This window comes from uncultured Brachyspira sp., assembly GCF_910578695.1.
Lineage (GTDB): Bacteria > Spirochaetota > Brachyspiria > Brachyspirales > Brachyspiraceae > Brachyspira.
The window spans coordinates 1-25280 of sequence record NZ_CAJTQJ010000037.1 but is presented as its reverse complement, the minus strand read 5'-3'; the positions used below and the strand labels follow the sequence as shown (position 1 = coordinate 25280).

24 protein-coding genes and 1 tRNA gene are annotated in these 25280 nt (G+C 26.1%); 17 read left to right on the top strand and 8 right to left on the bottom strand.

Annotation, left to right across the window (positions count from 1 at the left end; all coding sequences use genetic code 11):
- Nucleotides 1-318: 318 nt before the first annotated feature.
- The 4 genes from QZ288_RS09520 to QZ288_RS09505 all read left to right on the top strand — a co-directional run bounded on the left by QZ288_RS09520 (nucleotide 319) and on the right by QZ288_RS09505 (nucleotide 4320).
- On the top strand, nucleotides 319-1584 hold the full coding sequence (locus QZ288_RS09520) for an alcohol acetyltransferase (protein ID WP_295158210.1): 1266 nt from the start codon (nucleotides 319-321) through the stop codon (nucleotides 1582-1584).
- A 5-nt stretch (nucleotides 1585-1589) separates the two neighbouring features.
- Complete coding sequence (locus QZ288_RS09515) at nucleotides 1590-2282, top strand: DUF6320 domain-containing protein (RefSeq protein WP_295158208.1); 693 nt, start codon at nucleotides 1590-1592, stop codon at nucleotides 2280-2282.
- A gap of 24 nt (nucleotides 2283-2306) precedes the next feature.
- Nucleotides 2307-3269 (top strand): alpha/beta hydrolase, encoded by a 963-nt coding sequence (locus QZ288_RS09510; protein ID WP_295158205.1) that lies wholly within the window; start codon nucleotides 2307-2309, stop codon nucleotides 3267-3269.
- Nucleotides 3270-3951: 682 nt separating this feature from the next.
- Nucleotides 3952-4320: a DMT family protein gene (locus QZ288_RS09505; protein ID WP_295158202.1), complete on the top strand. Its 369-nt coding sequence runs from the start codon at nucleotides 3952-3954 to the stop codon at nucleotides 4318-4320.
- Between the two features lie 199 nt (nucleotides 4321-4519).
- Here the strand turns inward: QZ288_RS09505 and QZ288_RS09500 are convergent, their stop codons facing one another.
- The 6 genes from QZ288_RS09500 to QZ288_RS09475 all read right to left on the bottom strand — a co-directional run bounded on the left by QZ288_RS09500 (nucleotide 4520) and on the right by QZ288_RS09475 (nucleotide 11940).
- On the bottom strand, nucleotides 4520-5989 hold the full coding sequence (locus QZ288_RS09500) for a peptidylprolyl isomerase (RefSeq protein WP_295158199.1): 1470 nt from the start codon (nucleotides 5987-5989) through the stop codon (nucleotides 4520-4522).
- Between the two features lie 148 nt (nucleotides 5990-6137).
- A complete protein-coding gene (locus QZ288_RS09495; protein WP_295158196.1) occupies nucleotides 6138-7259 on the bottom strand; it encodes an IMP dehydrogenase in 1122 nt (373 codons plus the stop codon).
- Nucleotides 7260-8184: 925 nt separating this feature from the next.
- On the bottom strand, nucleotides 8185-8721 hold the full coding sequence (rbr, locus tag QZ288_RS09490) for a rubrerythrin (RefSeq protein WP_295158193.1): 537 nt from the start codon (nucleotides 8719-8721) through the stop codon (nucleotides 8185-8187).
- Between the two features lie 43 nt (nucleotides 8722-8764).
- The gene (locus QZ288_RS09485) at nucleotides 8765-9361 is read right to left on the bottom strand and encodes a superoxide dismutase (RefSeq protein ID WP_295158190.1); all 597 of its coding nucleotides are present in this window, start codon (nucleotides 9359-9361) and stop codon (nucleotides 8765-8767) included.
- 168 nt (nucleotides 9362-9529) lie between these two features.
- The gene (locus QZ288_RS09480) at nucleotides 9530-10537 is read right to left on the bottom strand and encodes a hypothetical protein (RefSeq protein ID WP_295158187.1); all 1008 of its coding nucleotides are present in this window, start codon (nucleotides 10535-10537) and stop codon (nucleotides 9530-9532) included.
- A complete protein-coding gene (locus QZ288_RS09475) occupies nucleotides 10534-11940 on the bottom strand; it encodes a DNA polymerase III subunit delta' (RefSeq protein WP_295158184.1) in 1407 nt (468 codons plus the stop codon). Before QZ288_RS09475 ends, QZ288_RS09480 begins: the two co-directional genes overlap by 4 nt.
- Nucleotides 11941-12104: 164 nt before the next feature.
- Between QZ288_RS09475 and QZ288_RS09470 the strand changes: the two genes are divergently transcribed.
- The 13 genes from QZ288_RS09470 (at nucleotide 12105) to ruvC (ending at nucleotide 23219) form a co-directional block, all read left to right on the top strand.
- A complete protein-coding gene (locus tag QZ288_RS09470; RefSeq protein WP_295158182.1) occupies nucleotides 12105-14036 on the top strand; it encodes a hypothetical protein in 1932 nt (643 codons plus the stop codon).
- 13 nt (nucleotides 14037-14049) lie between these two features.
- Nucleotides 14050-14787, top strand: coding sequence for a ribonuclease HII (locus QZ288_RS09465; RefSeq protein ID WP_295158179.1), 738 nt, complete (start codon nucleotides 14050-14052; stop codon nucleotides 14785-14787).
- 39 nt (nucleotides 14788-14826) lie between these two features.
- Nucleotides 14827-15624: a Cof-type HAD-IIB family hydrolase gene (locus QZ288_RS09460; protein WP_295158176.1), complete on the top strand. Its 798-nt coding sequence runs from the start codon at nucleotides 14827-14829 to the stop codon at nucleotides 15622-15624.
- A 200-nt stretch (nucleotides 15625-15824) separates the two neighbouring features.
- Nucleotides 15825-16247 carry a hypothetical protein gene (locus QZ288_RS09455; RefSeq protein WP_295158174.1) on the top strand — a complete coding sequence of 141 codons (423 nt, stop codon included), beginning with the start codon at nucleotides 15825-15827 and terminating at the stop codon, nucleotides 16245-16247.
- A gap of 70 nt (nucleotides 16248-16317) precedes the next feature.
- Nucleotides 16318-16390 (top strand) — tRNA-Gly (locus QZ288_RS09450).
- 78 nt (nucleotides 16391-16468) lie between these two features.
- Nucleotides 16469-17779 carry a trigger factor gene (locus QZ288_RS09445; protein ID WP_295158171.1) on the top strand — a complete coding sequence of 437 codons (1311 nt, stop codon included), beginning with the start codon at nucleotides 16469-16471 and terminating at the stop codon, nucleotides 17777-17779.
- Nucleotides 17780-17817: 38 nt separating this feature from the next.
- Nucleotides 17818-18399: an ATP-dependent Clp endopeptidase proteolytic subunit ClpP gene (clpP, locus tag QZ288_RS09440; RefSeq protein WP_295158212.1), complete on the top strand. Its 582-nt coding sequence runs from the start codon at nucleotides 17818-17820 to the stop codon at nucleotides 18397-18399.
- Between the two features lie 336 nt (nucleotides 18400-18735).
- On the top strand, nucleotides 18736-19068 hold the full coding sequence (locus QZ288_RS09435) for a hypothetical protein (RefSeq protein WP_295158168.1): 333 nt from the start codon (nucleotides 18736-18738) through the stop codon (nucleotides 19066-19068).
- A gap of 544 nt (nucleotides 19069-19612) precedes the next feature.
- On the top strand, nucleotides 19613-20365 hold the full coding sequence (locus tag QZ288_RS09430) for a basic amino acid ABC transporter substrate-binding protein (protein ID WP_295158165.1): 753 nt from the start codon (nucleotides 19613-19615) through the stop codon (nucleotides 20363-20365).
- Between the two features lie 69 nt (nucleotides 20366-20434).
- Nucleotides 20435-21148, top strand: a complete 714-nt coding sequence (locus QZ288_RS09425; RefSeq protein WP_363322980.1) for an amino acid ABC transporter permease — start codon at nucleotides 20435-20437, stop codon at nucleotides 21146-21148.
- Nucleotides 21141-21869, top strand: coding sequence for an amino acid ABC transporter ATP-binding protein (locus QZ288_RS09420; protein WP_295158160.1), 729 nt, complete (start codon nucleotides 21141-21143; stop codon nucleotides 21867-21869). The genes QZ288_RS09425 and QZ288_RS09420 overlap by 8 nt, the downstream gene beginning before the upstream one ends.
- 92 nt (nucleotides 21870-21961) lie before the next feature.
- Entirely contained in the window at nucleotides 21962-22705 is a 744-nt protein-coding gene (locus tag QZ288_RS09415) for a YebC/PmpR family DNA-binding transcriptional regulator (RefSeq protein WP_295158158.1), read from the top strand.
- 40 nt (nucleotides 22706-22745) lie between these two features.
- On the top strand, nucleotides 22746-23219 hold the full coding sequence (gene ruvC, locus QZ288_RS09410) for a crossover junction endodeoxyribonuclease RuvC (protein ID WP_295158155.1): 474 nt from the start codon (nucleotides 22746-22748) through the stop codon (nucleotides 23217-23219).
- Here the strand turns inward: ruvC and QZ288_RS09405 are convergent.
- Both QZ288_RS09405 and pfkB read right to left on the bottom strand, forming a co-directional pair.
- On the bottom strand, nucleotides 23212-23898 hold the full coding sequence (locus QZ288_RS09405) for a hypothetical protein (protein WP_295158152.1): 687 nt from the start codon (nucleotides 23896-23898) through the stop codon (nucleotides 23212-23214). The two genes, ruvC and QZ288_RS09405, sit on opposite strands and share 8 nt — an antisense overlap.
- A gap of 190 nt (nucleotides 23899-24088) precedes the next feature.
- Entirely contained in the window at nucleotides 24089-25015 is a 927-nt protein-coding gene (gene pfkB / locus QZ288_RS09400; protein WP_295158149.1) for a 1-phosphofructokinase, read from the bottom strand.
- Nucleotides 25016-25280: the final 265 nt, after the last annotated feature.

The window sequence follows — 25280 nt, the reverse complement described above, 5'->3', positions numbered from 1 at the left end:
GAGTGCCTGACATTCGCTAAATGGCAGGATATCATTAACGAACAAGTTTTTTATTGGTAAATAAGAAATAGAAAAGCTATAATAATATTATGTTTTGGAATTACTTAATTAAATAAAAATTTTTTAAAGCTATAATAAAAAATTACAAGTATATATAAAGTTTGCTTATGAGTACATGAAAATATGATCCGATTATAAGATTTTTAATATTATAAACTTAATAAATTTAATCATTGCAAAAAAGAATGCATGATTTATAATATAGCCATTAATTTATATGTAATTGTAATAGATAATAAGTAATAAGTGTGATGCAATATGAAACATCTATATAAATTGGATAATGCTGCTAAACTTTTTGTATCTATAAAAAATAAAAAAAATATGCCAATATTTAGAGTATCTGCAGTTCTTAAAGAAGAAGTCAATTCTCAAATGCTTCAGAATGCTTTAGATATCACTATAAAAAGATTTCCTACACTTTCTCTTATGATAAAAAAAGGGCTTTTTTGGAATTATTTTGAGGAAAATCATAGAAGATTACTTATAAATGAAGATAAATATTATCCCTGCTTTAATATAAACAGCAAATTAAATAACGGATATCTTATAAGAGTAGGATATTATAAATACAGAATTTTTACTGAAATAGATCATTCTCTTGCTGATGCATCATCTCTAATAGCTTTTTTAAAATCTTTATTATATCATTATTTTGTTTTGCTTGGAAAAAAAATAGATGATAAAAATGATGATATATTTAAAGATAATATGCATACTTTAGGCGATTATGATGATAGCTTTTCAGTTCATACAAAAAATAAAAAAAAGTCTAAGAAAGAAAAAAAGATAAAGAATGTTTATTTAATTAAAGGAAAGCCTTTAAAATTTTACGGCGATAATGTTGTACATGGTTTATTAAATGTGAAGCAAATTAAAGAAGAGAGTAAAAAGCATAATGTTACAGTAACTTCATATATATTAGCTGTTCTTGCTTACTCTATTTATGAAACTAGAATAAAAAACAGACTTGATAAAAAAAATATAGTTATATGCCTGCCTGTTAATTTAAGAAATATTTTTCCTTCTATATCTTTAAAAAATTTCTTCGGTATTGCTAATATATTAATTTCTGCTGACAGAGAATTGACTTTTGAAGATATTATAAAAATTACAAATAATGAAATGAAAGAAAAGGTTAATAAAGAAAAACTTCAGAATTTTATATATGAGAATGCAAAATTAGAAAATAATGCATTAATTAAATTTATACCTTTGTTTATTAAAAATTTTATTGTTAATTTAGCATTTGAACTTTTTGAAGATAAATTGAAAACTATAACATTATCTAATTTCGGAAATATAATACTTCCAGATGATATGAAAGATTATATAAATCATTTTGAAGCAGTTGTTTATCCTACAATTAATAGCCCTCTAAATTGCGGCTTATGCAGTTTTGAAGATAAATTATCAATAACATTTAATAGAACTGTGATAGAAACAGATATAATAAAATATTTCTTTCAATATATATCCCGTATCGCAGAAACAGAAATTTATTCTAATGATTTCGGAGTATAAATAAAATGTCTTATTGTAATAACTGCAGATTGAAAATAAAAACTAATAAAAATATATGTCCCTTATGCCTGAAAGAACTAAATAATGATAATAAAGAATTAAATAATGATAATGATGAAAAAATAATTTATGAAGAATATCATTCTTATGAATGGTTTTATAAACTTCAGAAAAAAATAAATGCTGAAAAAATTGTTTTATTATCATCATTATCTGTAATAATAGCTTTGATAATAATAAATATTTCAACTAGCTCTAAATATAATTGGGCTGTAATATCCGTTATATCTATATTATGTTCGTATTTTACTTATATATGTTTTACAGCAAATACTTTATATTTAAGACAGAAACTTCTTATAGAGTTTTTTATATTAAGCAGTCTTATTATTATAATAGATATATTCACAGGTTTTTATAAATGGTCTTTTAATTATGCAGTTCCTTTTTTATCTTTAGGCTTGAATATTGCTATGTTTATGATTGCTGTTATAGACAGAAAATATTTTAATGAATATGTTTCTTATATAATTTCTGCTTCTTTTATATCAATATTAATGATAATTCTGCCTTTATTTCATTTTGTATTATGGAGCAGTTTATCGGCTTTAGGTGTTGGTATTATTATTATTTTGGCTATGCTTATATTATTTAATGCTGATTTTATTTCATCTGTAAGAAAGATTTTTCATTTATGATATTAATAAAAAAAGGAGTATTTTATGGACAATAAAAAAGAAAATATAAAGAATAATGAAGAAGAAAATATAACAATAGAAGAAGAAAATATAGAAGAAGAGGAAGATATAGAAGAAGAAAAAATTAGAAGAAAAAATTTATTAGGAGAATATTTAACTTATCCTATAATGGCATTTAATTATATAAAGACTGATAAAAAAATAAAGCCTGAAAAGTATAAATATGATGAAAATAAGGCTCAGTATATATTATATTTTGCACCTCAATTAGAAAAAAATGAAAATGCAGAAAAGAAAATTATAATTTATATATACGGCGGCGGCTGGAGAGAAGGTACTGCTGATTTATATAGATTTGTTGGAAGGAGATTTGCTAAAGAGAAATTCCATACTATTTTACTTGGATACAGACTTAGTAAAAATTATAAATATCCTTGTCAAATAGAAGATGTATTTTCAGGATTTAATAAAGCATTAGAAGTTTTAAAAGAGAAAAATATAGATTATTCAGATATAATAATTATAGGTTCTTCTGCAGGTGCTCATTTAGGTGCTTTGCTTGTATATAATAAAGAGATGCAGAAAAAATACAATATTAATTCTTCTCTTTTTAAGGGATATATATCTCTTGGCGGACCTACTGATTTGAATGTATGTACTAATGATATAATAACTCCTATGCTGGATCAGTTATTTGAAGAGGGATATAATAGAGAAACTGCTAATCCTTATTCTCATATAGACGGAAGCGAAAAAACAAGAGTTTTATGCATACATTCTGAGGCAGATCCTATTTGCGATTTTCACAATTCAATTAATTTTTCTAGTAAGATAAACAGTTTTAATAAAGGTCTTGCCGACTGTATAATATTTGAAAATAAAAATATTTATCATAATGATTTAGTTAATGGCATATTTTTTGAAGATATGGACAGAGAGCATATACTATCTAAAGTATTGGAATGGATAGAAAAGCTAAATAATTAAAAAATTAAATAGTAAGTATTATGCTTACAATTTTATGAGAGTATGATATTTTTAAAAATGATAAGGCTTATTAAAAATAATTTCAGGGGATATCCTAGATAACTAAAAAATCCATTTTTTGCTAAATTATATAATTGTTTTTATTTATACATTTCATAGTTAAATTATAATAGAAAAGTTATTTTATTGACAAACTCGTTTAATAAAGCTAATAAATTTATTTTTTAAAAGTTAGGTACTCATAATTTTTATATTTAGCTTTATAGCATTTAAAAAATTATTAGTTTTTATTATTGCTATGCTCGCCGACGAAGTCCGCCTCGCGAAGCGTGCCGACGAAGTCCACTATGGTGTTGGCAGGCGTCGCTTTAACTACATCGATAATAAATTATCGATGTGCTTCGGCTCACTTTTTTTAATTATTTTTTTATTATTATTAAAAATTATTATTTTTTATTCAATTAAGTATTGACATATTTTTAAAATTTGTTAGAATATACTAACAAACTATTTAGTGATATTAACTTTGTATCAATATACGATTATATTTTATAACCTTCATTTAATTAAACTATGAGCCTCTTTATTCTCTATAATAGAGGCTTATTTTTTTCTAATATTTTAGAATTTTATTACGATATATAAAAATCAAAAATATTATACTAAAAATTAAAATATTATTATGAAAGCTGCAGCAACTATTATTTTACTTATATTATCAAACACATTTATGACAATGGCTTGGTACGGACATTTAAAATTCAGTGAGATGAAAGGTTTTGCCAAGTTATCGCTTCCTATAATTATATTAATAAGCTGGACAATTGCATTATTTGAATATTGTTTTCAGGTTCCTGCAAATAGAATTGGGTTTCAAGGAAATGGAGGACCTTTTTCACTTATGCAGCTTAAAGTATTGCAGGAAGTAATTACATTAACTATATTCACAATTTTTACATTAGTATTCTTTAAAACAGAAACTTTGAAAATTAATCATTTTATAGGATTTTTATGTTTGATATTGGCAGTATTTTTTATTTTTAAGAAATAGTATTATAGTTTTTTAAACTAATACTTTCTCTGTTATCATTTACTAAACTTTAATATTATACTATAACTTTAATTTATAATATTTCATTATATTAAAAAAGCATATTTTATCATTTAAATAATTACACTTTATAAAAATTTATTAATATATTTTTATTTGATAACTATATTATTTTAAATATAATGATATTATTAACTATTTAGTATTTTATTTCATATTTTTTTACTCTTGCATTTGCTATATGCTGATTTTCCCATTCATTTCGTATAAGGTCTATTCTCTGCCTAGATAATTCTCTTTTTACAGCATTTTTTGAAGCAGCACTTATAGATACCAGCGAAGCCATATTAGGTTTTTCTTCTGATATAAGCCTCATAACGGCAACGCCATTATCCAATCTTATAACACCGCTTATTTGATTTGTCTGTAAAGAAAAAGCATGCATATAAAAATTTTCTGTAGAGGAATCTGGTATAATAACTCCTTCTGCAGTGTTCAGTCTTCCTTGATTATAAGAAAATGCCTGAGAAGGTCTGTAATATTTTATATATCCATTTCCATTTAAAGTCTGTAAATTATTTATACCTGATACAGCAGCTTTCAATACTTCAGCCTGCTTTGTTTTTTCAGCCTCTAAAAGAGAATCCATATTAATATTTAAATATTCTCTTCTTAATGTTTCTCTATTAACATCAGTATATTTTTCAGGTATTCTTATATCATTAACCAATACAATATAATAATATCCATTTGCATATATAGGCTTTAAAAGATTATTTCCTTTATTATCAGCGAAAATTTTATCAGCAAAATCTTCAGAAGGCATTTGCATTTTTGTAAGATAACCTAATTTATAATTATTAGTATCTATACTTTTTTCCATAGCAGTTTTTTCAAATAAAGTTATATCATCTTTCAAAGACTTATATATATTATCAGCCGCACCGCCGCTTTCTAATATTATCCAAGAAATATCAGCCTGAGCAAAATTAGTTTTATTATCATCAAAATATTTTTCTAAATCATCAGAATCTATTTCATCAGACTGCAGTATTTCAGAAGCATCTATATAAACCATTTCAATATCTTTTTTTGTAAGATTCTTTTTATATTCTCTTTGCATTTCCAAATCATTTAATTTTACAGAAGAAAATAATTCAGAATAAATAGTTTGCACTAATATATCTTCCCTTATATCCTTTTCTATTCTAACTTTATCAGACTGAGAAGAATTTTTAATAAATGCTTCATAAGCCATTTGATTATAAACGCCGTTCGTATCTATAAACTGACTTCTAAGAGCTTCCACTATAAAATTATCGCTTACATTGATATTTTTTCTTGCTGCATCGCTTAATAAAATTGAGGCAACAGCACTTCTAAATGCTAAATTATCTATATAGCTGTACATTTCATTATTTAACTGTATTCCAAATCTTTGATAATTACTTTCTATTTGTTTAAAAGCTACGCCGTAAGGGCTTGTGCTTGTATAGTATATAGGCTTTCCATTAACAGAACCTATTGTAGGAGTTTTCTGACTTCCTCTTGTATCCACTACCAAAAAATAGATTATTAAAAGTATTGAAACAGCTGATACTCCTACCCATTGTAGAGTTTTTATTATAGGGCTTTTCTTTTTAGATGCAGTTTTTTTATTAGATGACATTTACATATCCTTAATTTTTAATTAAAAAATCGATTATAATTTAGTAATTATATAAAAAGAGTTTAAAAAATTCAAGTTATTTATAATATTAAATTTATTATAAATAGTTAAATAAATATACAATAATTAAATAACTTTATATAAGAAATCAATAATTAGGTGCTTTAGAAGTGATTTTTACATCATGCACATGACTTTCAGCCAAACCTTGATTTGTTATTCTTATGAATTCAGCTTTTTCCTGAAGCATTTCTATATCTTTAGCACCTATATAACCCATTCCTGCTCGTATACCCCCTATTATTTGATATACAACATCAGCAACATGTCCTTTATATTCTGTAACGCCCTCAATTCCTTCAGGCACAAATTTAGATTTATTAACGACATCGTTTTGAAAATATCTGTCCTTACTTCCATGTATCATAGCCCCAATAGAGCCCATTCCCCTATAAGGTTTATATTTTTTTCCGTCTATTATTATTACTTCACCCGGAGACTCATAAGTAGATGAAAAAAGCCCCCCAGCCATAACAGCATCAGCACCTATAGCAAAAGCCTTTACTATATCTCCTGAATATTTTATCCCTCCGTCAGCTATAGCACCCACATTATTTTTTTTAGCTATATCAGAAGCATCATATATAGCAGTAAGCTGAGGTACTCCAATACCTGCTATTATTCTAGTAGTACATATAGAACCTGCCCCTATACCTATTTTTATGGCATCTACGCCTGCATCAATCAATGCTTTAGCTCCGTCAGCAGTAGCTATGTTTCCAGCTATTACCTCAACTTGCTTGTATTTATCTTTTATCTCTCTTATAGCATTTAATACATTTTTTGAATGCCCGTGTGCAGTATCTATAACTATTAAATCCGCCTTTGCTTCTATAAGTTTTTCTATTCTCTCATACCTATCATCAGATATTCCTATTGCAGCAGCAGCTATTAAAGAACCATCGTCTGATAAAGTAACATTTTCTTTATTTTCTATATCTTTAAAATTTTTTACTATTCTTACCTCTTCAGCCTGCTGTTCTAAAGGCATATTTTTATGTATTACTCCTAATCCTCCGCATAATGCCATAGCTATAGCCATTTTAGATTCGGTTACAGTATCCATAGGCGAGCTGATTAATGGGGTATTTAATGTTATTTTTTTTGTGAGTTTTCTTCTTAAAGAAACATCTTTAGGAAGTATATCTGACTCTTTTGGTACTAATAATACATCATCAAATGTTAATGCTTCTCTTACTTTAATAGACATAATTATTTTTCCTCTTCAATTTTTAGATATGAATTTGAATAAAAAAATATTTTAATTTTTAATTTTATAATAAAAAACTATTAATTGCAATAATTTTTTCTATTAAAAACTAATATTTTAAATACTAGAATACTAAATATAAAAATTATGAATACCTGATACTAAAACTTATTAAAAAAATCGTCTGACATATATCATCAGGCATAATAATAAGCGAAGCTGAGGCAGCAGTAATAATAAAAACAATTTTTATCAGCAATAATTATACAAATATTTTTATTTACTTAAATATTTTTTTTGATATACTAATATGAATATTATGCTTTGGAATTATTGAATTAAAGAAAATTTTTTAAAGCTATAAACGAGCAGCTAATAACTTTAGTTATTAGCTAATTTAAAGCGAGTTTATAGCTAGCAATAATAAAATAAATATAAAAATTATTAGCGTCTGACATTGTTAATAATTGCAGAGTTTATTAAAAATAATAATAAAAAAGCGAGCCTGAGCAGATGACAGCTTTAGCTGGCATCTAGTGTTAGCGAAGGCACGCAAAGCGGTAATAATAGAAAGTTTATAGCTAGCAACAATAAAAACAATTTTTATTAGCGATAATAAAAACTAATAATTTTTTAAATGCTTTAAGACTAAATATAAAAATTATGAGCATCTGACATTCATAGAATGGCAGAGCATCAAAGCTCATAATTTTTATTAGCAATAATATAAAGTTTATAACTTAAATTATAAAAATTATGAGCGTCTGACATTCATAAAATGACAGAGTATCAAAGCTCATAATTTTTATTAGCAATAATAATTATAATATATAAAATTTATTAATACTTTAAGTTTAAAATAATAAAGAAGAGGAGAGCATTATTTCCCCTCTTCTTTTATTTAAGAAATAATTATTAAAAACAATTAATAGTTTTCAACGCGTACTTCAAAGAATTTTTTAGCATGTTTACAAACAGGACAAAGTTCAGGAGCTTCTTCGCTTTCTACTATGAAACCGCAGTTTCTGCATTTCCATTGAACTTTAGTAGCTTTTTTGAAAACACTTCCGCTTTTTACAGCTTCTCTTAATTTAGCATAACGCTCTCTATGTTCTTTTTCAACATCTCCGATTAATTTCATAGAACGTGCTATTTCATCAAAACCTTCTTCAGTAGCTTCTTTAGCCATTCTTGGGTACATATTTTCATATTCTTCATTTTCGCCTTCCCAAGCAGATTGTAAATTCTGAAGAGTATCTCCTATACCATTAAGATATTTGAAATGTATTTTGGCATGCTCTCTTTCATTTTCAGCTGTTTCAAGAAAAATTGCAGCGATTTGCTCATAACCTTCATTTCTAGCTACACTAGCAAAATAAGTGTATTTGTTTCTAGCCATAGACTCGCCTGCAAAAGCTTCATGTAAGTTTGCTTCAGTTTTTGTACCTTTTAAATCCTTCATTTTAATTCTCCTAAAAATATATAAATAATTAGTATAAACTAAATTATTTTGCAAGTTTTATTCTTTCAAGAACATAATCCCAATTTACTAAATGATCAACAAAAGTAGTTAAGAAATCAGGTCTTCTGTTTTGATAATCCAAATAATAAGCATGCTCCCAAACATCGCAAGTTAAAACACCATGTACTTTATCAGCTATAGGATTCATAGCATTAGGATATTTTCTAACTTCTAATTTACCATTATTAATTACAAGCCAAACCCAGCCTGAACCGAATTGAGTTTTACCGCCTGTAGTGAAAGCCTCTTTAAAAGCATCAATTGAACCGAAATCTGCTTCAATTTTTGACTTTACTTCATCAGGCATAGCAGCATCTTTTTTGAGCATTTTGAAGAATTCTTCATGATTATAAACCTGCCCTGCATTATTAAATACAGCCTGCTTATCAGGATTATTATGTGATAAAGTTATTAATTCTTCAATACTTTTACCTTGTAATGATGCATCTTTAGATACTAAATCATTAAGAGTTGTTACATAAGTGTTTAAGTGCTTACCATGATGGAAATCTAATGTGTTAGAAGACATATAAGGTGCTAAATCTTCTTTTCCGTAAGAAAGTTTCATTAATTCAAACATAATTTTACTCCTTCATTTTTATTTTAATATAATAAACTATTTTTAATTAATGTCAAGCAATTATTAAATAATACAAACAACTTATTAATAAAAACTACTATTAATAAATTAAAGGCATACCAAATAAACGGCATGCCTTTAGTTATTTTTTTAATTAAATATTAAAAATCAATTAGCTTCTTCTGTAGCAGGAGTTTCTGCAGCTTGTGTACCATTATTGTCATTATCTCTGTAAACAGGTCTTACATCTCTGCTTAATATTTCATCTTCAGTATTGCCATAAACAAAGCCTAATTCATCATAATATTTAGAATATACTGTTCTGAATCTATCAGAAGCAGTGTATAATATTTTATGATATTTAGTGATTAACAATTTATATTTAGCAGTTTTAATATTTTCATCTTCTGTTTTTAAAGTAGTTAAATCCCAAAGATTATTAAACATTTCATTAAAGAAATAAACTTTGCTTACATCGCTGTTTTGATTGATAGTAGCCAAATTATAATTAACGCCTGCTAAATAAGTGTTTAGCATAATTAACTTTTGAGGATCATTTTCTCCTGAAAGTTCATTATTCAAAGCATTCATTAAATGATATCTGCTTTTTGAATAATAGCCTGCAGTACCTTTAAAAAGATTGAAAATACCAGCATAAAGATTTAATTCATAATCTGATTGTTTTAATTCATTAGTTTTTCCAAGTATTTCATAAATAGGCTTAATCTCATCATAAAGTCTGAAACATTTATCTAATTCATAAAGAGCTATATCTACATTATTGTCATTAGCTATAGGCTTAGCAACTAAATCGTAGAAATAAACAGCATTGTAAAACATTTCATTAGTATCAGTGAAGTTGACATTAGTATAACGCTCTAATATTTTATTAGCTTTATAAAGAACTCTAAAAAGATAATCTTCTCTTATTTTTGTAAGATTAGTCTGAAGAAGATCATATTCTTTATCGAGAGAAATATCATCAGTATTTCTTAAATCAGTAAATGAAGGAGAAAATGATCTTAATCCCTCTACTGTGTTTGTATCTCCTGCAGCATTCTGATTATCAGCAGCAGTTTCAGTAGTTTGTTCATTAGCGGCAGCAGTTTCATCTTGTGCGTATGCTGGGCTTAAAGCTAGAATTATTACGCTTAATACAAGAAATAATTTTTTCATGTATAACTCCTATAAATTTTATTATAATTGTGTAACCACATATAAATGTTGCCTAAAGTTTTATAAAGCAGCATTTTAGGCTGAGTATTTGTATTAATCAGAGTATTGACTGCAAAATCTAATTCATCAATAGTCCATACAATACTTTCATCTGAAATAGAACTTGGAAATATATAGCTTCTATTTTCTATTTCAAGATATTTATCTTCTAAAGACTTTTTAAGAATATTAATCATTTCTTTAATAGTATCAGCAATCTCATATTCTCCTTCGCAAAGCAATGTTGTTAAGGAGGCTATTTGAGAAGATGTATTATTTAAAGCAGCGTCCATAAAAGATAATAGCACCTTATATATATTATCGCTTGTATTTGATTTTTTGTCAAGTATATATTTTACAGCTTTTGACACACTTCCATAAGAATTTTCCAATGCAGGGGCTGTTTTTTCCTCATTCAGCCTTAATCTCTTCATTAATATAGATCTTAATGTGTTTTCAGACAAAGAAGAAAATTTTAATTCCATCATACGCGACCTAAGAGGCTTCATACCGTCTTGAACCAATTTATTAGCATCAGATGTTATTAAAATAAATATATTATTATCCGAAGGCTCTTCTAAAGTTCTCAAAAATATATTAGGAGCTTTTTTATCCATTAGTTCTATGCCTTCTATAATAATAATTCTTTTATTTGATATTCTCGGTTTTCTATAAGTTAATTCTATAATATTTCTAACAGTATCTAATGGTATTACAGTATGTATAATATTATAATATATTTTTTTTAATGCATCAAAGAAACTGCCTTCTATTGAAATTTTCTTTTTTGTGCCTTTATTTTTTGCTATATTTAAAGCTTCTTTAGATTTGTTTCTAAATATCGAATCTATAAACTCAGCATTATCTGAATTTAATTCATTTAAAGTATAATTTACTGCCAAATAATAAGGCTCTATTAATGCATATCTTGAAGTTTCTTTCTTACTTCCAAGCATATATTCTTTAGGCTCGCTGTTGGGATAATTGTCATAGCTGTCAAAAAGCATAGATTCGGCTTTATAGAGTATAGAACGGCATGCAGAATAAAAATTATTAAATAAATGCGGAAGTTTATATTCTAAATATTGATTAAAATAAAGTTCAGCATTTCTAAATCTTTCATCAGTGGCAGCTACTATAACATCAGGGTGCTTATACTGATCTATCATTTTGCAGGATTTACATTCATCGCAGTATGTACCGTCTTTCCTATCGCATAAAATAGCTTTAGCATAATTCAAAGCACTTTCAAATTTTCCAACTCCCTCATCTCCGTAAAAAAGGTATGCATGATGAAGCCTTCCGCTTTTATATATTCCAGACATTATTTTAAGCGGTGTTGTTTGTCCTAATACTTTAGCCAATATTAACCTCTGATATATTTTTAAAACAGTACATATATAAAGCATAAATAAATTTATATCAAGAATAATTTTTTGAGTTTTAAATTATAAGTATATTGATGACGATATTTTAATGTTATCTTTAATTTTTTATTAATTTAACAATATAAATAAGGGATATTGTAATGGCTTTGAATTCAGAAGATTTAAATAAAAATAATTTAGAATATGATGATAATTCTGACAAAATATCGGAATTATATAATAAGATAAATAATATAGATGAAAAAATAGATAGTAAAATAGAACAAAATAATACTAATTATAATAGTGTTATGCTTGAACAGAATCTAAAAAATTTCAAAGAGTTTTCGGATATAAGAAAAAGTCATAAAGATTTAGAAAACTCTATAAATGAAAAAGTTTCAAATATAGTTGAAAGTTCTATAAGCGAAAATAACACTAAATATGATGAGATAATAAATGATATCAATGAGAAGCTAAATACTTATTCAGACAATATTAAAAAAGAAATAGATAATTTAAATAATTTAAATGATAAATTAGAAGAGCAAACTAAATCCTTAAAAGAAGAACTTCAAAGCAGTATAGATGAAAAAATAGAGCAAAATAATTCTAATTATAATAGTGTTATGCTTGAACAGAATCTAAAAAATTTCAAAGAGTTTTCGGATATAAGAAAAAGTCATAAAGATTTAGAAAACTCTATAAATGAAAAAGTTTCAAATATAGTTGAAAGTTCTATAAGCGAAAATAATACTAAATATGATGAGATAATAAATGATATCAATGAGAAGTTAAATACTTATTCAGACAATATCAAAAAAGAAATAGATAATTTAAATGATAAGCTGGAAGAGAGCAAAGAAGAACAGGCTAAATTTTTAGAAAAAGAGAAATCTAATTTAAATAAAAATTATGAAGATTTATTAAGCAATATTAATGATATAAATGAAAGAATAGACAGAAATAAAAATATATATGATGAAAAAATTTCTGCCGCTGAAAATCAATTCAGTACATTAATACTTGACCAGAATTTAAAAACTTTTAATGAAATTGATAATTTGAAAAAGAGCCAGTCCTCTTTAGAAGAAACTGTAGAGAAAGTTGATAATGCTATAAGTATAAACAGTATAAAATATGATGATTTAATTAATGATATCAATGATAAATTATTAAGCAATTCAAAAAAACATAGAGAGGAAATAGAAAACTTAACTAACTTAATAGATGAAAGTAAGGAAGAGCAAAATAAATTTTTAGATGAAGAGAAAGAAAATTTCAGCAGACTTAAAGAAGAACTTCAAAGCAGTATAGATGAAAAAATAGAAAAAAATAATGCTGATTATAACAGCATAATGCTTGAACAGAATTTAAAAAATTTCAAAGAGTTTTCAAATATTAAGAAAGAGCGTAAAGATTTAGAAAATTCTATAAATGAAAATAATATAAAATATGATAATTTAATTAATGATATTAATGATAAATTATCAAGCAGTTCAGAAGTATATAAAAATGAAATCGATAATTTAACTAATAAAATAAATGAAAGTAAGGAAGAGCAAATTAAATTTTTAGATGAAGAGAAAGAAAATTTAAATAGATTTAAAGAAGAGCTTCAAAGCAGTATAGATGAAAAAATAGAAAAAAATAATGCTGATTATAACAGTATAATGCTTGAACAGAATTTAAAAAATTTCAAAGAGTTTTCAAATATAAGAAAGAGTTATAAAGATTTGGAAGCAGAGATTAACAAACTTCTTAATAAAGATAATTCTCAAATTGAAGAACTATCTGATACAGTAAATAAAAAAATTGAAAATCAGGAATTAAAAAATGATGAGCTTATAAAAACTGTAAATGATATACTATATGAAAATAATATAAAATATAAACAGTTATTTGATGCTTCAAATAAAAAATCAGAAGCATATAATTCTAATTTGATTAATCATATAAAAAATAAAGAAGCTTTATATAATAATAGTAATAATAATAAAGTATCAGGCAGCAAAATTAATGATATAGTTATATTATCTGTTTCTATTTTGGCTGTTATTATAGCAGTATTTTTAACATATAAATTATTATAATAGCGTATTATTTATGAATAGTTTTTTAGATAATAAATTTCAATCAGATAAGTTTTCATTTGAAAAAGAATATTTATCATTAGGCTATAAGTATATATGCGGTATTGATGAGGTTGGAAGAGGCTGCATATTCGGACCTGTTACTGCTGCTGCGGTTATAATGCCTTTAGAGTTTAATAATAAAGATATTGAATTAATTAGAAAAAATATAGTAGAAGGTATTGATGATTCTAAAAAAATAAATGCTAAAAAAAGAGAAAAACTTTATGAAGATATTATAAATAAAGCATTATCATACAGCATTTACTCTGTTGATTCTAAAACTATAGATGAAATTAATATTTATAATGCTTCAAAATTAGCTATGATTAAGGCAGTTGAAAATTTGAGTATAAAGCCTGATATATTATTGATAGATGCTGTAAAATTGGATACAGATATAAAGCAATGTTCTATAATCAAAGGAGATGCTAAATCATACAGCATAGGATGTGCAAGTATATTAGCCAAAGTAAGCAGAGATAAAATGATGAATGAGCTTCCTGATATTTATCAGAAGTATAAGGCTTCTAAACATAAAGGATATGCAACTAAAGAGCATATTAAAGCTTTAGAAATATACGGACCTAGCGATATGCATAGATATTCTTTTGAGCCTATAAAATCAAATTATACAGATAATAATAATAATAATAATAATAATAATAATAATAATAATAATAATAATAATAAATATGATTTATTATTATAATATACTTGTTTTTGATGATTTTTATGATAATATATTTTTATGATTAATAATAATATAAAATTAATAGCAACAGATTTAGACGGAACATTTTTAAATAAAAATAGTTCTATAAGCGATTATAATAAAAAAGTTTTTCAATCTCTAATGAAAAAAGGAATAGAAATAATACTTTCTACGGGAAGACCTTTTAATGGTATGAAGCGTTATAAAGATATGATTGAAAATGATAATCATTCTATAGTTTTTAACGGAGCCATAATAGCAGATACCAATGGTAATTTTATATACAATAAATTAATAGATTCTGATACATCAAAATTAATTTGCTCGCTTCATAATAAATATAATGTTTATCTTCATGTTTATTGTGAAGAACAATATATAGTATCCGAACCTGATTTCTATTATCAAATGTATATTGAAAGAGAAAAAATTACGGATACAATTATAGGACTAGAGAATGTTAAAAATTTCGAGTTTAGTAAAATGCTGTTTATAGGCGATAGAGATGAGCTTGAAAAACTTCAAAATGAAATAAGGCATAATAATTTTAAAGTGCATACATCATTTTCTCATACTAATTTTCTTGAAGTTTTAGCTTACGGAATTAATAAAGGCAGTGCTTTAGAATGGCTATGCAGTAAAAAGGGAATAAAAAGAGAAGAAGTAATAGCTTTCGGTGATAATTATAATGATATAGAAATGATAGAGTATGCAGGTATAGGAGTAGCTTTAGAAAATGCTGAAGAAGAACTCAAAAGAAAAGCTGATTATATATGCTTAAGCAATAATGAGGACGGCGTAGGCAGATTTTTAGCAGATTTTTTTTCATTATAATTTTTTTTATATAATTTTTCTTTATTATAATTTTTTTTAATTAATATTACATAATAAAAAATAATATCAAATTTGTTTTTATAGTTGACTTTTTTTTATTAATATTATAATATACCTGCCCAATGTCTTAAAGCAATAATTTAGTATGATTAACTAATTTATGAAAAAAAGGCAAATAAAAAATATATTTAGGAGTTAAAATGTCATATAAAATAAAAAGTTTAACTATAAGAACTAATAGTACAAAAGAAGGTATAGATTCTATTTATGAGATATGGAAGGATATAGAATCTGAAAAAATCCCTATGATGCTTTGTGATAATTTTAATATGATATCAAAATATCATAATTATGATAATGACGGTTATTATGATATGACTATAATATCATTAGATTATAAATTATTTGAAAGCGATATAGAGAGTAAATCTAATTTTAAGAAATATGAAGCACAAGGAGAAAATATAGCAGAAGCCATTAATAATGCTTGGAATAAAGTTCATGAAGATGCTGATAAAGGTTTATTAAAAAGATCATTTATTGAAGATTATGAATGTTCTTTTTATTCTAATCAAATCAATAAGGATAAAGATTACTGCCGTTTATATATATCTGTTTTATAACTATTTTTTATTTTTAATCTGCTTACTATTGACTTTTTTCCCGCTTATGTTATACTTTAAAAATGTCTATGCGGGAATAACTCAGTTGGTAGAGTTTCTGCTTGCCATGCAGACTGTCGCGGGTTCGAGTCCCGTTTCCCGCTCATTAATATGCCCCAATAGATATGTTTTTTTCTATTGGGGTTATTTTTTTATTTTTTATTAAAAAAGGTATTATAAAAATGGATATTAAAGATTTACAATTTGAAACTTCAACCGATGAAAAAGATTTAGTTACTTTAAAAATCACTATTTCTAAAGATGCTTATAATAAAGAATTAGAAAAGCAAATAGAATATTATAAACCTAGAGTTAATGTTAAAGGCTTTAGAGTAGGACATGCTCCTAATAATATTATACTTTCAAGATACAGAGAAGCTTTAGAAAGTGCTGCTAATGAAGTTTTTATAGAAGAGGCTTGGAATACTTATCATGATGAAAAAAATGTTAAGGCTTTAGGTACCCCTAAACTTCTTAATTTAGAAAAGAAAGATGACGGGCTTTATCTTGATTATGAATATTATCCTATACCTGAATTTGATTTGCCTGACTTGTCTTCTATAAATGTTGAAAAAAATAAATATGATATTGATGATAATGTTGTAGAAGAGGCTTATAAACTTTCTCTTCAAAGATTTTCTAATTTTGAAGAAAGCGATTTGAAATCTGATATAGGCGATAAAGTTTATGTAAAGATAGAATTTGATGATGAAGCTAATCAGAAATATAATAAAGAATTAACAGTTGCAGCAAGTAATGATGAAAATGAAAGCATATTTGCTAGAAATGCTGTAGGCGTAAAAAAAGATGATAAAAAACTTCTTACTACTTATGTTGATGGTAAAGAAGCTACTTTAATAATGAATATTCTAAAAGTAGAAAAACCTGATATGAAAGATGATTCAAAAAGCGAAGACAAAGAAAAGGTAAGAGAATCATTAAAAGTGCATTTAGCAAAAAGAGCGGAAGAAAGAGCTAATAAAGAACTTATAAATGACGGTTTATTTAATAAATTAATAGAATTAGTTAATATTACTCTTCCTAAAGGATATTTTGAAGAGCAGCTTGAAATATCTTTAGATGAATTTGAAAAATCTATGAACAGCAGAGGAATGACTAAAACAGATTTCTTAATATCAGTTGCTAAAACAGATGATGATATAAAAAAAGAATATGAAGAGAATGTTAGAAAACAAATAACTTTCGATATGATTATGGCTAAACTTTCAGATACTTATAAAGATTCTATAACTATAAATGAAGATAAGGCTAAGGAATATGCTAATAGAATGTATCAGTATCAAAGCTATATGGGACTTTCTAAACTTCCTAAAGAAGAACAGCAGAATATAGTTAATTATATAATGCGTGATGCACATACAAGAGCTGCTTCTGAAGCTATAATGGAGTATGTTAAAGAACATGTTAATATTTCAGAAAAAGCTCCCGTTAAATTTGTACCTGAAGAAAGCGATGTTTGGGGCGGATATTAATAATTAAGAGGTTATAATACAAAATGGAGAGAAATTATATGACTATACCTTATGTAATAGAGCAGACTAGCAGAGGAGAGCGTTCATACGATATATATTCGAGACTTTTAAAAGACAGAATTATATTTTTGGGCGGAGAGATTAATGATGATGTTGCTAATGTAGTTATAGCACAGCTTTTATTTTTGGAATCGGCTGACCCTGAAAAAGATATTTCCTTATATATAAATAGTCCGGGGGGAGTTGTTACCGCTGCTTTGGGTATGTATGATACTATGCAGTATGTTAAGCCTGATGTTTCTACTTTATGCGTCGGACAGGCTGCTTCTGCAGGCGCCTTGCTTTTGGCAGGAGGTGCTAAGGGTAAAAGATTTGCTACTGCCAATTCAAGAATAATGATTCATCAGCCATCAGGAGGATCCAGAGGTATGGTTACCGATATGGAAATACAGTTAAAAGAAACTATACGTTTGAAAAAAATACTCAATAATATTATGGCTAATCATACAGGACAGGATATTAAAAAACTTGAGGCTGATATGGATAGAGATTATTTTATGAGTGCCGATGAGGCTAAAGAATACGGCATCATAGATAAGGTTTTTTCAAGCAGAGAATAATTAATAATAATTAAAATATAAATAAAAGCTAATATACTTTTTACTTAAGTTTATTAGCTTTTATTTTTTATTTATTTGCAGTAATTCAAACTAAAAAATTGGCAGTATCTATGTCTATTAAACAGCAATTTTATAAAATATTTATTGACATTTATGTCTACTGTACTATAATATTTATAGTATTTATGTAATAAAGTTATAAAAATAGGAAGAACAGTTTATATTATTTTATAGTTTACTAAAAGCAATACTAATTTGGATATAAATAAAAGTTATTAATTAAGTTTTGATATTAAAAAATAGATTATTTAAACCTTATTAAGGAGATTTATATTTATGAAAAAACTATTTATATTATTTTTTAGTATGTGTTTATTAACTTTATCTTGCAGTAATAAGAAGTTTTTAGCTTCTGAACTTATTGGTAAATGGATAAATGAAGCAGATAGCAGAGATTATTTTTTAATCACAGAAGCTGGTAATTTCGGTGCTCCTGATAATAATGGCACTCTACATTATGTTCCAATAACCCCATGGAGACCAAATGAAAAAGCCTCAATACATGAATTTGGTGCAGGATACGGAGTAGATGCTATTCGTTTTAGGTTCACAAGTTCAAGCTATTGTGAAGTAACTTACTCTAATATGATGGAAATTTATAGAAAATAGTTTAATTTTAATAGAAAATAATTTAATTTTATTTGAAATTATTTATATTTTAAACTTTTACTATTATTTTAATACCTGTCCGATTATTATTAACAAGTATAATAAAATTAAAATACCATTATTCTCAATTTTTTTATTATATACTGCATTGCATATATTAATTATTTTTATCTTGACTTTTTTATATTATTATATAAAATTATTTAAAAAATATAGAAATTATAATATTCTTAATACTTAAAAAATAATAATTTTTTAAATACTAGAAAAGCTAAATATAAAAATTGTGAGTGCCTGACATTGTTAAGAATAGCAGAGTTTATTAAAAATAATAATAAAAAAGCGAGCCTAACTTAAATTATAAAAATTATGAGCGTCTGACATTCACAGAATGGCAGAATATCAAAGCTCATAATTTTTATTAGCAATAATAGAAAGTTTATCGCTAGCAATAATAAAAACAATTTTTATTAGCAACAATAATAATTTTAATTCTATATTATATGGAATTATTTAAAAAATATAAAAATTAAAGGATTTTGCTATGTTTAAAAAAATAAAAAACAATATTGTAAAAATAGCCGCAGTTTTAATAGCTGTATTATTTGTATTTGCGGGCTGTCAGAAAAAGGCGGATAGGAATAAGCTTTATGTAGGTACTAATGCAGAATTTGAGCCTTTTGAGTATAGAGAAGGAGAAAAAATAGTTGGTTTTGATATGGACTTGATAGCAGAAATAGCTAAATTAATAGGCAAAGAAATAGAAATAGTAGATATGCAGTTTGACGGGCTTCTTCCTGCTTTACAGGCAAAAAAAATTGATTTAATTGCAGCTGGTATGACAGCAACTGAAGACAGAAAGAAATTTGTTAATTTTACAGATCCTTATTATAATTCTAAACAGTCTATAGTAGTTCATTCAGACAATACTGATATAGTTTCTTTTGATAATTTTGCAGGTAAAAAAGTCGGTGTAGTTTTAGGATATACAGGCGATATTTTGGTAAGCGAAATGACTAATGTTGAAGTTCAGAAATTCAATGCTGCTTCAGAAACTATATTAGCTTTAAAATCGCAGAAAGTTGATGCTGTAGTATTAGATTATGAGCCTGCTAAAAATTATACTGCTCAAAATACAGAATTAAAATTAATAGAAACTGATGCTCTTGTTGAAGAATATTCTATAGCTATGAGAAAAGAAGATACAGAACTTCTTGCAGAAATAAATAATGCTTTAAAAACTATTGTAGAAAACGGCACTTATGATAATTTAATAAGCAAATATTTCGGAGAGTAATAATAATAATATCTTCCCCTTATTTTTATCATTATATGGGGGAAGATATATTTTTTAGGTTTATATATAATAATGGAATATTTAGAACTCCTTAAATTAATATTTATATCAAATGACAGATATATTTACATTATAAAGGGATTAATATTTTCTGTAGGTACAACCGTATGTGCGGCTATTATAGGCATTATATTAGGCATACTTATAGCCTTGCTTCAGCTTTCTGAATTTTATCCATTCAAAAACTTTAAAAAATTATCTAATTTTAATCCTCTGTCAAAGATTGCATTTTGGTATGTCAATATTTTAAGAGGAACTCCTGTAGTGGTTCAGCTTATGATATGGGCTAATATTATTTTTATTGATAATTTGAGAGACACTCCTATACTTATTATAGCAGCTATTGCTTTCGGTATTAACTCTGGGGCTTATGTTGCTGAGATTATAAGAGCTGGAATACAGAGTTTGGATAAAGGACAGATGGAAGCTGCCAGAGCTTTAGGAATGAACTATTCTCTGTCTATGAAAGAAATCATAATACCGCAGGCTGTAAGAAGGATTCTTCCCCCTCTTGTAAGCGAGTTTATAGCATTGCTTAAAGAAACTTCTGTAGTAGGATTTATAGGCGGAGTTGATTTATTAAGGTCAGCCAATATTATTACAAGTCAGACATACAGAGGAGTTGAGCCTTTGATTGCTGTCGGAATAATATATTTTATACTCACTTCTGTATTTGCAATGATTATGAAAAAAGTAGAGGAGGGGTTAAAAGAAAGTGATTAAAATTAGAAACTTACATAAAAAATTCGGCAGACTAGAGGTATTAAAGGGTATAGATACAGATATTTCTAAAGGCGAGATTATTGCTGTAATAGGACCTTCAGGAAGCGGAAAATCTACTTTTTTAAGATGTATAAATAGACTTGAAGAACCATCTGAAGGCGATATCATCATCAATAATAAAAATATTATGGATAAAAATACTAATATTAATTTTATGAGGCAGGAGCTTGGAATGGTATTTCAGCATTTCAATTTATTTCCTCATAAAACGGTTATGGAAAACATTGCTTTATCGCCTATGAAAGTAAAAAAAATATCAAAAGAGAATGCCGAGAAAAAGGCTTTGGAGCTTCTTGAAAAAGTAGGATTAGTTGATAAAAAAGATGTATATCCTAATAAACTTTCAGGCGGACAGAAACAAAGAATAGCTATAGCTAGGGCTTTGGCTATGGAGCCTGATATTATGCTTTTTGATGAACCTACTTCTGCTTTGGACCCTGAAATGATTAAAGAGGTTTTAGATGTTATGGTGGGGCTTGCAAAAGAAGGTATGACTATGATTATTGTTACTCACGAAATGGGCTTTGCTAAAAATGTTGCTACTAGGATACTTTTTATGAATGACGGAAAGATACTTGAAGATGAAAAGCCTGATGAGTTTTTTTCTAATCCTAAACATGACAGAGTTAAAGATTTTCTATATAAGGTATTAAATCATTAAAAATATTTATATTATTTTATAATAAGTTGACAATAGTTGTTTTTTAATATATAATTACGGCGAATAAAAAATATAATAAACAGAGGTGTAATATGTCAGGACACTCCAAGTGGGCTAGTATTAAGCATAAAAAAGCTGCAAATGATTCAAAAAAAGGTAAAATTTGGTCAAAAATAGCAAAAGAAATAACAATTGCGGTAAAAGAGGGAGGAAGCCCAGACCCAGACCAGAATGCTAGATTAAGAATGGTTATAGTTAAAGCTAAAGGCACTAATATGCCTAATGATAATATAGACAGAGCTATAAAAAGAGGTTCAGGTGCAGGCGAAGGCGCTAATATAGAAGAAATATCTTATGAAGGTTATGCTCCGGGAGGAGTTGCTATTATAGTAGATGTTGCTACAGATAATAAAAACAGAACTGCTGCTGAAATAAGATCTATATTCAGTAAAAACGGCGGAAACTTAGCTGAAAGCGGTGCAGTTTCTTGGCAGTTTAAGAAAAAGGCTATTGTAATGATTCCTGCTGCCGGAAATACTGAAGAGAGTTTAATGGATATAGTATTAGATGCAGGTGCTGAAGATATAGAACAAGATGATGAAGTATTCACTATCACAGGACCTATGGAAACTTTATCATCTATAGTAGATGCTTTAAAGGCTAAAGGTATTGAGCCTGAAAGTGCTGAGATAGTAAGGGTTGCAGATAATAATATGAGCATAGCTGAAAATGATGCTAAAAAAGTTATGAAAATCATAGGTTTATTTGAGGATCATGATGATGTTTCTGCTGTAGCTACTAACTTAGAAATTACTGATAATTTAATAGAAGAATAATTATTTTTTAATATTAAGAATAATTATTTTGTCATAATAAATGATAACTTTAGGAATAGACCCGGGATTTGCAAGATGCGGATATGCTTTTATAGAATCTAAAAATTCTGAATACAAAATAGTAGATTCCGGGCTTATAGAAACTTTTTCAAATCAAAATTACAATCAAAGACTTGAGTTTATATTCATTAAACTAAATGAGCTTATAAAAAAATATAAGCCTGATAATGCTTCTATAGAAGAGCTTTTCTTTTCAAAGAATACAAAAACTGCTATAAAGGTTGCTGAAGCCAGAGGTATTATCATATTGGCACTTACTCTAAACAAAATAGAGTTTGAAGAGTATAAACCTAAAGAAGTAAAATCTCAAATAACGGGCAATGGAAATGCAAATAAAGATGCTGTGATTAAAATGGTTAATCTTTTTACGGGCTCTGATATTATTCAAGATGATACTGCAGATGCTGCGGCAATAGCTTTGGCACATGCATCAAAAAATAGAATATTTAAATAATATAATTAATATCATCTATCATATATATATTTTCTTTATGATTGATTTTATTTGTTTCTTCTTCATTAGTTTCAGTTTTATAGCTGCTTTTTTCTTCTGATTTATTTTTTTGATTTATTATAGAATCAAATTCTGATTTATAATTTTCTAGTATTGTATCATTAAAATCTGCATTAAATAAAATTTCACTTAATTGATTCAAATCATAAACATAAGTGTAAGTATGTTTTATATTATTAATATTTTCTATAGCTCTCACAGCCAAAGTATTATATGAAAGCATTTCTTTTAAAAATACTATGCTTTTCTGACTGGAATTTTGAGAGTTGGTTAATGAATAAAATTCGCTTTCTCCATATTTATTTAATACCGTATTTCTAGGTTCATTTTTATCCAATCTATATATAATATCTATATTATTATTACTTTCATTAAAATCTTTTTTGAATATAATAGACGGAGTATATAAATTTATATTTATAGAATTGCTGTTTATTTTTATTATGAATGTATTGAAATTCAAACTTCTCTCTTCCTGTTTTTTTATGAATATAGAAATTTCTTTATCATCTGTTATAGGATCTATTTTTTGAACTATATGCCATTCATCTAATGCATAATACTCTGAACATAAAATAGAACAGCTAATAAATATTATAATCATAATAATTTTTTTCATAATCAACTCCATTTGTTTATATTTATTTCTCTCTTTCTATATATATTATGATAGTTTTATAAATTTAAATCAATAAAAAATATACATAATATAATTTTTTTTATGATTTTAGTTTACATATTAAAATAAAAACGGCAAGAAACCTAAAAAATAGGGCTCTTGCCTAAATAAAAATTAAAAATATTTTTTTTTATTTTAAATTAATTTTTTTAACTTCTACTTTATCTAAAAAGCTATTCATATTTTCAAATAGAGCAAGTCCTTCGCTGAAAGCTGTAGCTGTTGCAGCCGCTATAGCATATTTATAGGAATCTAGTATATTTAGATTTTTACTTATTCCATATACTATGCCAGCAACCATAGCATCTCCTGAACCTACTGAGCTTATCAATTGTCCGCTTGGAGCATTACCTATATAAGCTTCATCTTTATTTACTAAAGCAGAACCATCTTTACCTAATGATACTATAACATTTTCACTTCCGTCTTCTACTAATTGCTTGGCATAAGTTATTATATCATAAACAGATTTTATATCCTTTCCAAAGTATCCTGATAATTCTTTTCTATTAGGCTTAGTAAGAAAAACTTTTTCTTTAACTGCTATTTTAAATGCATTTTCTCTTGAATCTAAAATTACTTTTATATTATTTTTAGATTTTGTTTTTTGTATTATATCTTTATAAATATCCTCTCTCACAGAACTAGGAACGCTTCCAGAAAGCACTAATATATCATTATCCTCAACATTATCTATGATAGATAATAATGCATCTATATTCTCATTAGATATTTTAGGAGATTTTCCCATTATTTCTGTTTCATTTTTAGCTGTTTTTATTTTTACATTTATTCTAGTATTTTCTGACAAAGATATAAAATTATCTTTAATGCCGTATTTATTTAAATCAGTTTTTATATATTCTCCTGTAAAACCTCCGCAAAAACCTAAAGCTATAGATTCAATATTAAAGTTCTTTAATACTTTAGAAACATTTATTCCCTTACCGCCCGCTAAAGTATATGAATTATTAACCTTATTTAATTCTCCCTCATCTACTTTATTCATATCGATATAATAATCTACAGCAGGATTTAATGTTATAGTATAAATCATAAACAACTCCAATTCTAATATTTTACATAAGATTATATATAATTATAAAAAAAATAAAAGAATTTCAATAATAAAATTTAATAAAAGACAGTATAGAAATTATTTTACTAATAAAAAAAGGGCTGACCCAGATAACTAAAAAAGCTCTCTTTCTGCTAAATTATATATAATTTCTAATTGTTTTTATTTATTTATGAGTTCCATACTTAAATTTAAATAATTTTATAATAAAAAAATTATTTATAAACTTGCTTAATAATAGCTT

Coding starts and splice junctions, on each gene's coding strand:
- QZ288_RS09520 (WP_295158210.1), top strand. CDS start 319: ATGAAACATCTATATAAATTGGATAATGCTGCTAAACTTTTTGTATCT.
- QZ288_RS09515 (WP_295158208.1), top strand. CDS start 1,590: ATGTCTTATTGTAATAACTGCAGATTGAAAATAAAAACTAATAAAAAT.
- QZ288_RS09510 (WP_295158205.1), top strand. CDS start 2,307: ATGGACAATAAAAAAGAAAATATAAAGAATAATGAAGAAGAAAATATA.
- QZ288_RS09505 (WP_295158202.1), top strand. CDS start 3,952: ATGAAAGCTGCAGCAACTATTATTTTACTTATATTATCAAACACATTT.
- QZ288_RS09500 (WP_295158199.1), bottom strand. CDS start 5,989: ATGTCATCTAATAAAAAAACTGCATCTAAAAAGAAAAGCCCTATAATA.
- QZ288_RS09495 (WP_295158196.1), bottom strand. CDS start 7,259: ATGTCTATTAAAGTAAGAGAAGCATTAACATTTGATGATGTATTATTA.
- rbr (WP_295158193.1), bottom strand. CDS start 8,721: ATGAAGGATTTAAAAGGTACAAAAACTGAAGCAAACTTACATGAAGCT.
- QZ288_RS09485 (WP_295158190.1), bottom strand. CDS start 9,361: ATGTTTGAATTAATGAAACTTTCTTACGGAAAAGAAGATTTAGCACCT.
- QZ288_RS09480 (WP_295158187.1), bottom strand. CDS start 10,537: ATGAAAAAATTATTTCTTGTATTAAGCGTAATAATTCTAGCTTTAAGC.
- QZ288_RS09470 (WP_295158182.1), top strand. CDS start 12,105: ATGGCTTTGAATTCAGAAGATTTAAATAAAAATAATTTAGAATATGAT.
- QZ288_RS09465 (WP_295158179.1), top strand. CDS start 14,050: ATGAATAGTTTTTTAGATAATAAATTTCAATCAGATAAGTTTTCATTT.
- QZ288_RS09460 (WP_295158176.1), top strand. CDS start 14,827: ATGATTAATAATAATATAAAATTAATAGCAACAGATTTAGACGGAACA.
- QZ288_RS09455 (WP_295158174.1), top strand. CDS start 15,825: ATGTCATATAAAATAAAAAGTTTAACTATAAGAACTAATAGTACAAAA.
- QZ288_RS09445 (WP_295158171.1), top strand. CDS start 16,469: ATGGATATTAAAGATTTACAATTTGAAACTTCAACCGATGAAAAAGAT.
- clpP (WP_295158212.1), top strand. CDS start 17,818: ATGACTATACCTTATGTAATAGAGCAGACTAGCAGAGGAGAGCGTTCA.
- QZ288_RS09435 (WP_295158168.1), top strand. CDS start 18,736: ATGAAAAAACTATTTATATTATTTTTTAGTATGTGTTTATTAACTTTA.
- QZ288_RS09430 (WP_295158165.1), top strand. CDS start 19,613: ATGTTTAAAAAAATAAAAAACAATATTGTAAAAATAGCCGCAGTTTTA.
- QZ288_RS09415 (WP_295158158.1), top strand. CDS start 21,962: ATGTCAGGACACTCCAAGTGGGCTAGTATTAAGCATAAAAAAGCTGCA.
- ruvC (WP_295158155.1), top strand. CDS start 22,746: ATGATAACTTTAGGAATAGACCCGGGATTTGCAAGATGCGGATATGCT.
- QZ288_RS09405 (WP_295158152.1), bottom strand. CDS start 23,898: ATGAAAAAAATTATTATGATTATAATATTTATTAGCTGTTCTATTTTA.
- pfkB (WP_295158149.1), bottom strand. CDS start 25,015: ATGATTTATACTATAACATTAAATCCTGCTGTAGATTATTATATCGAT.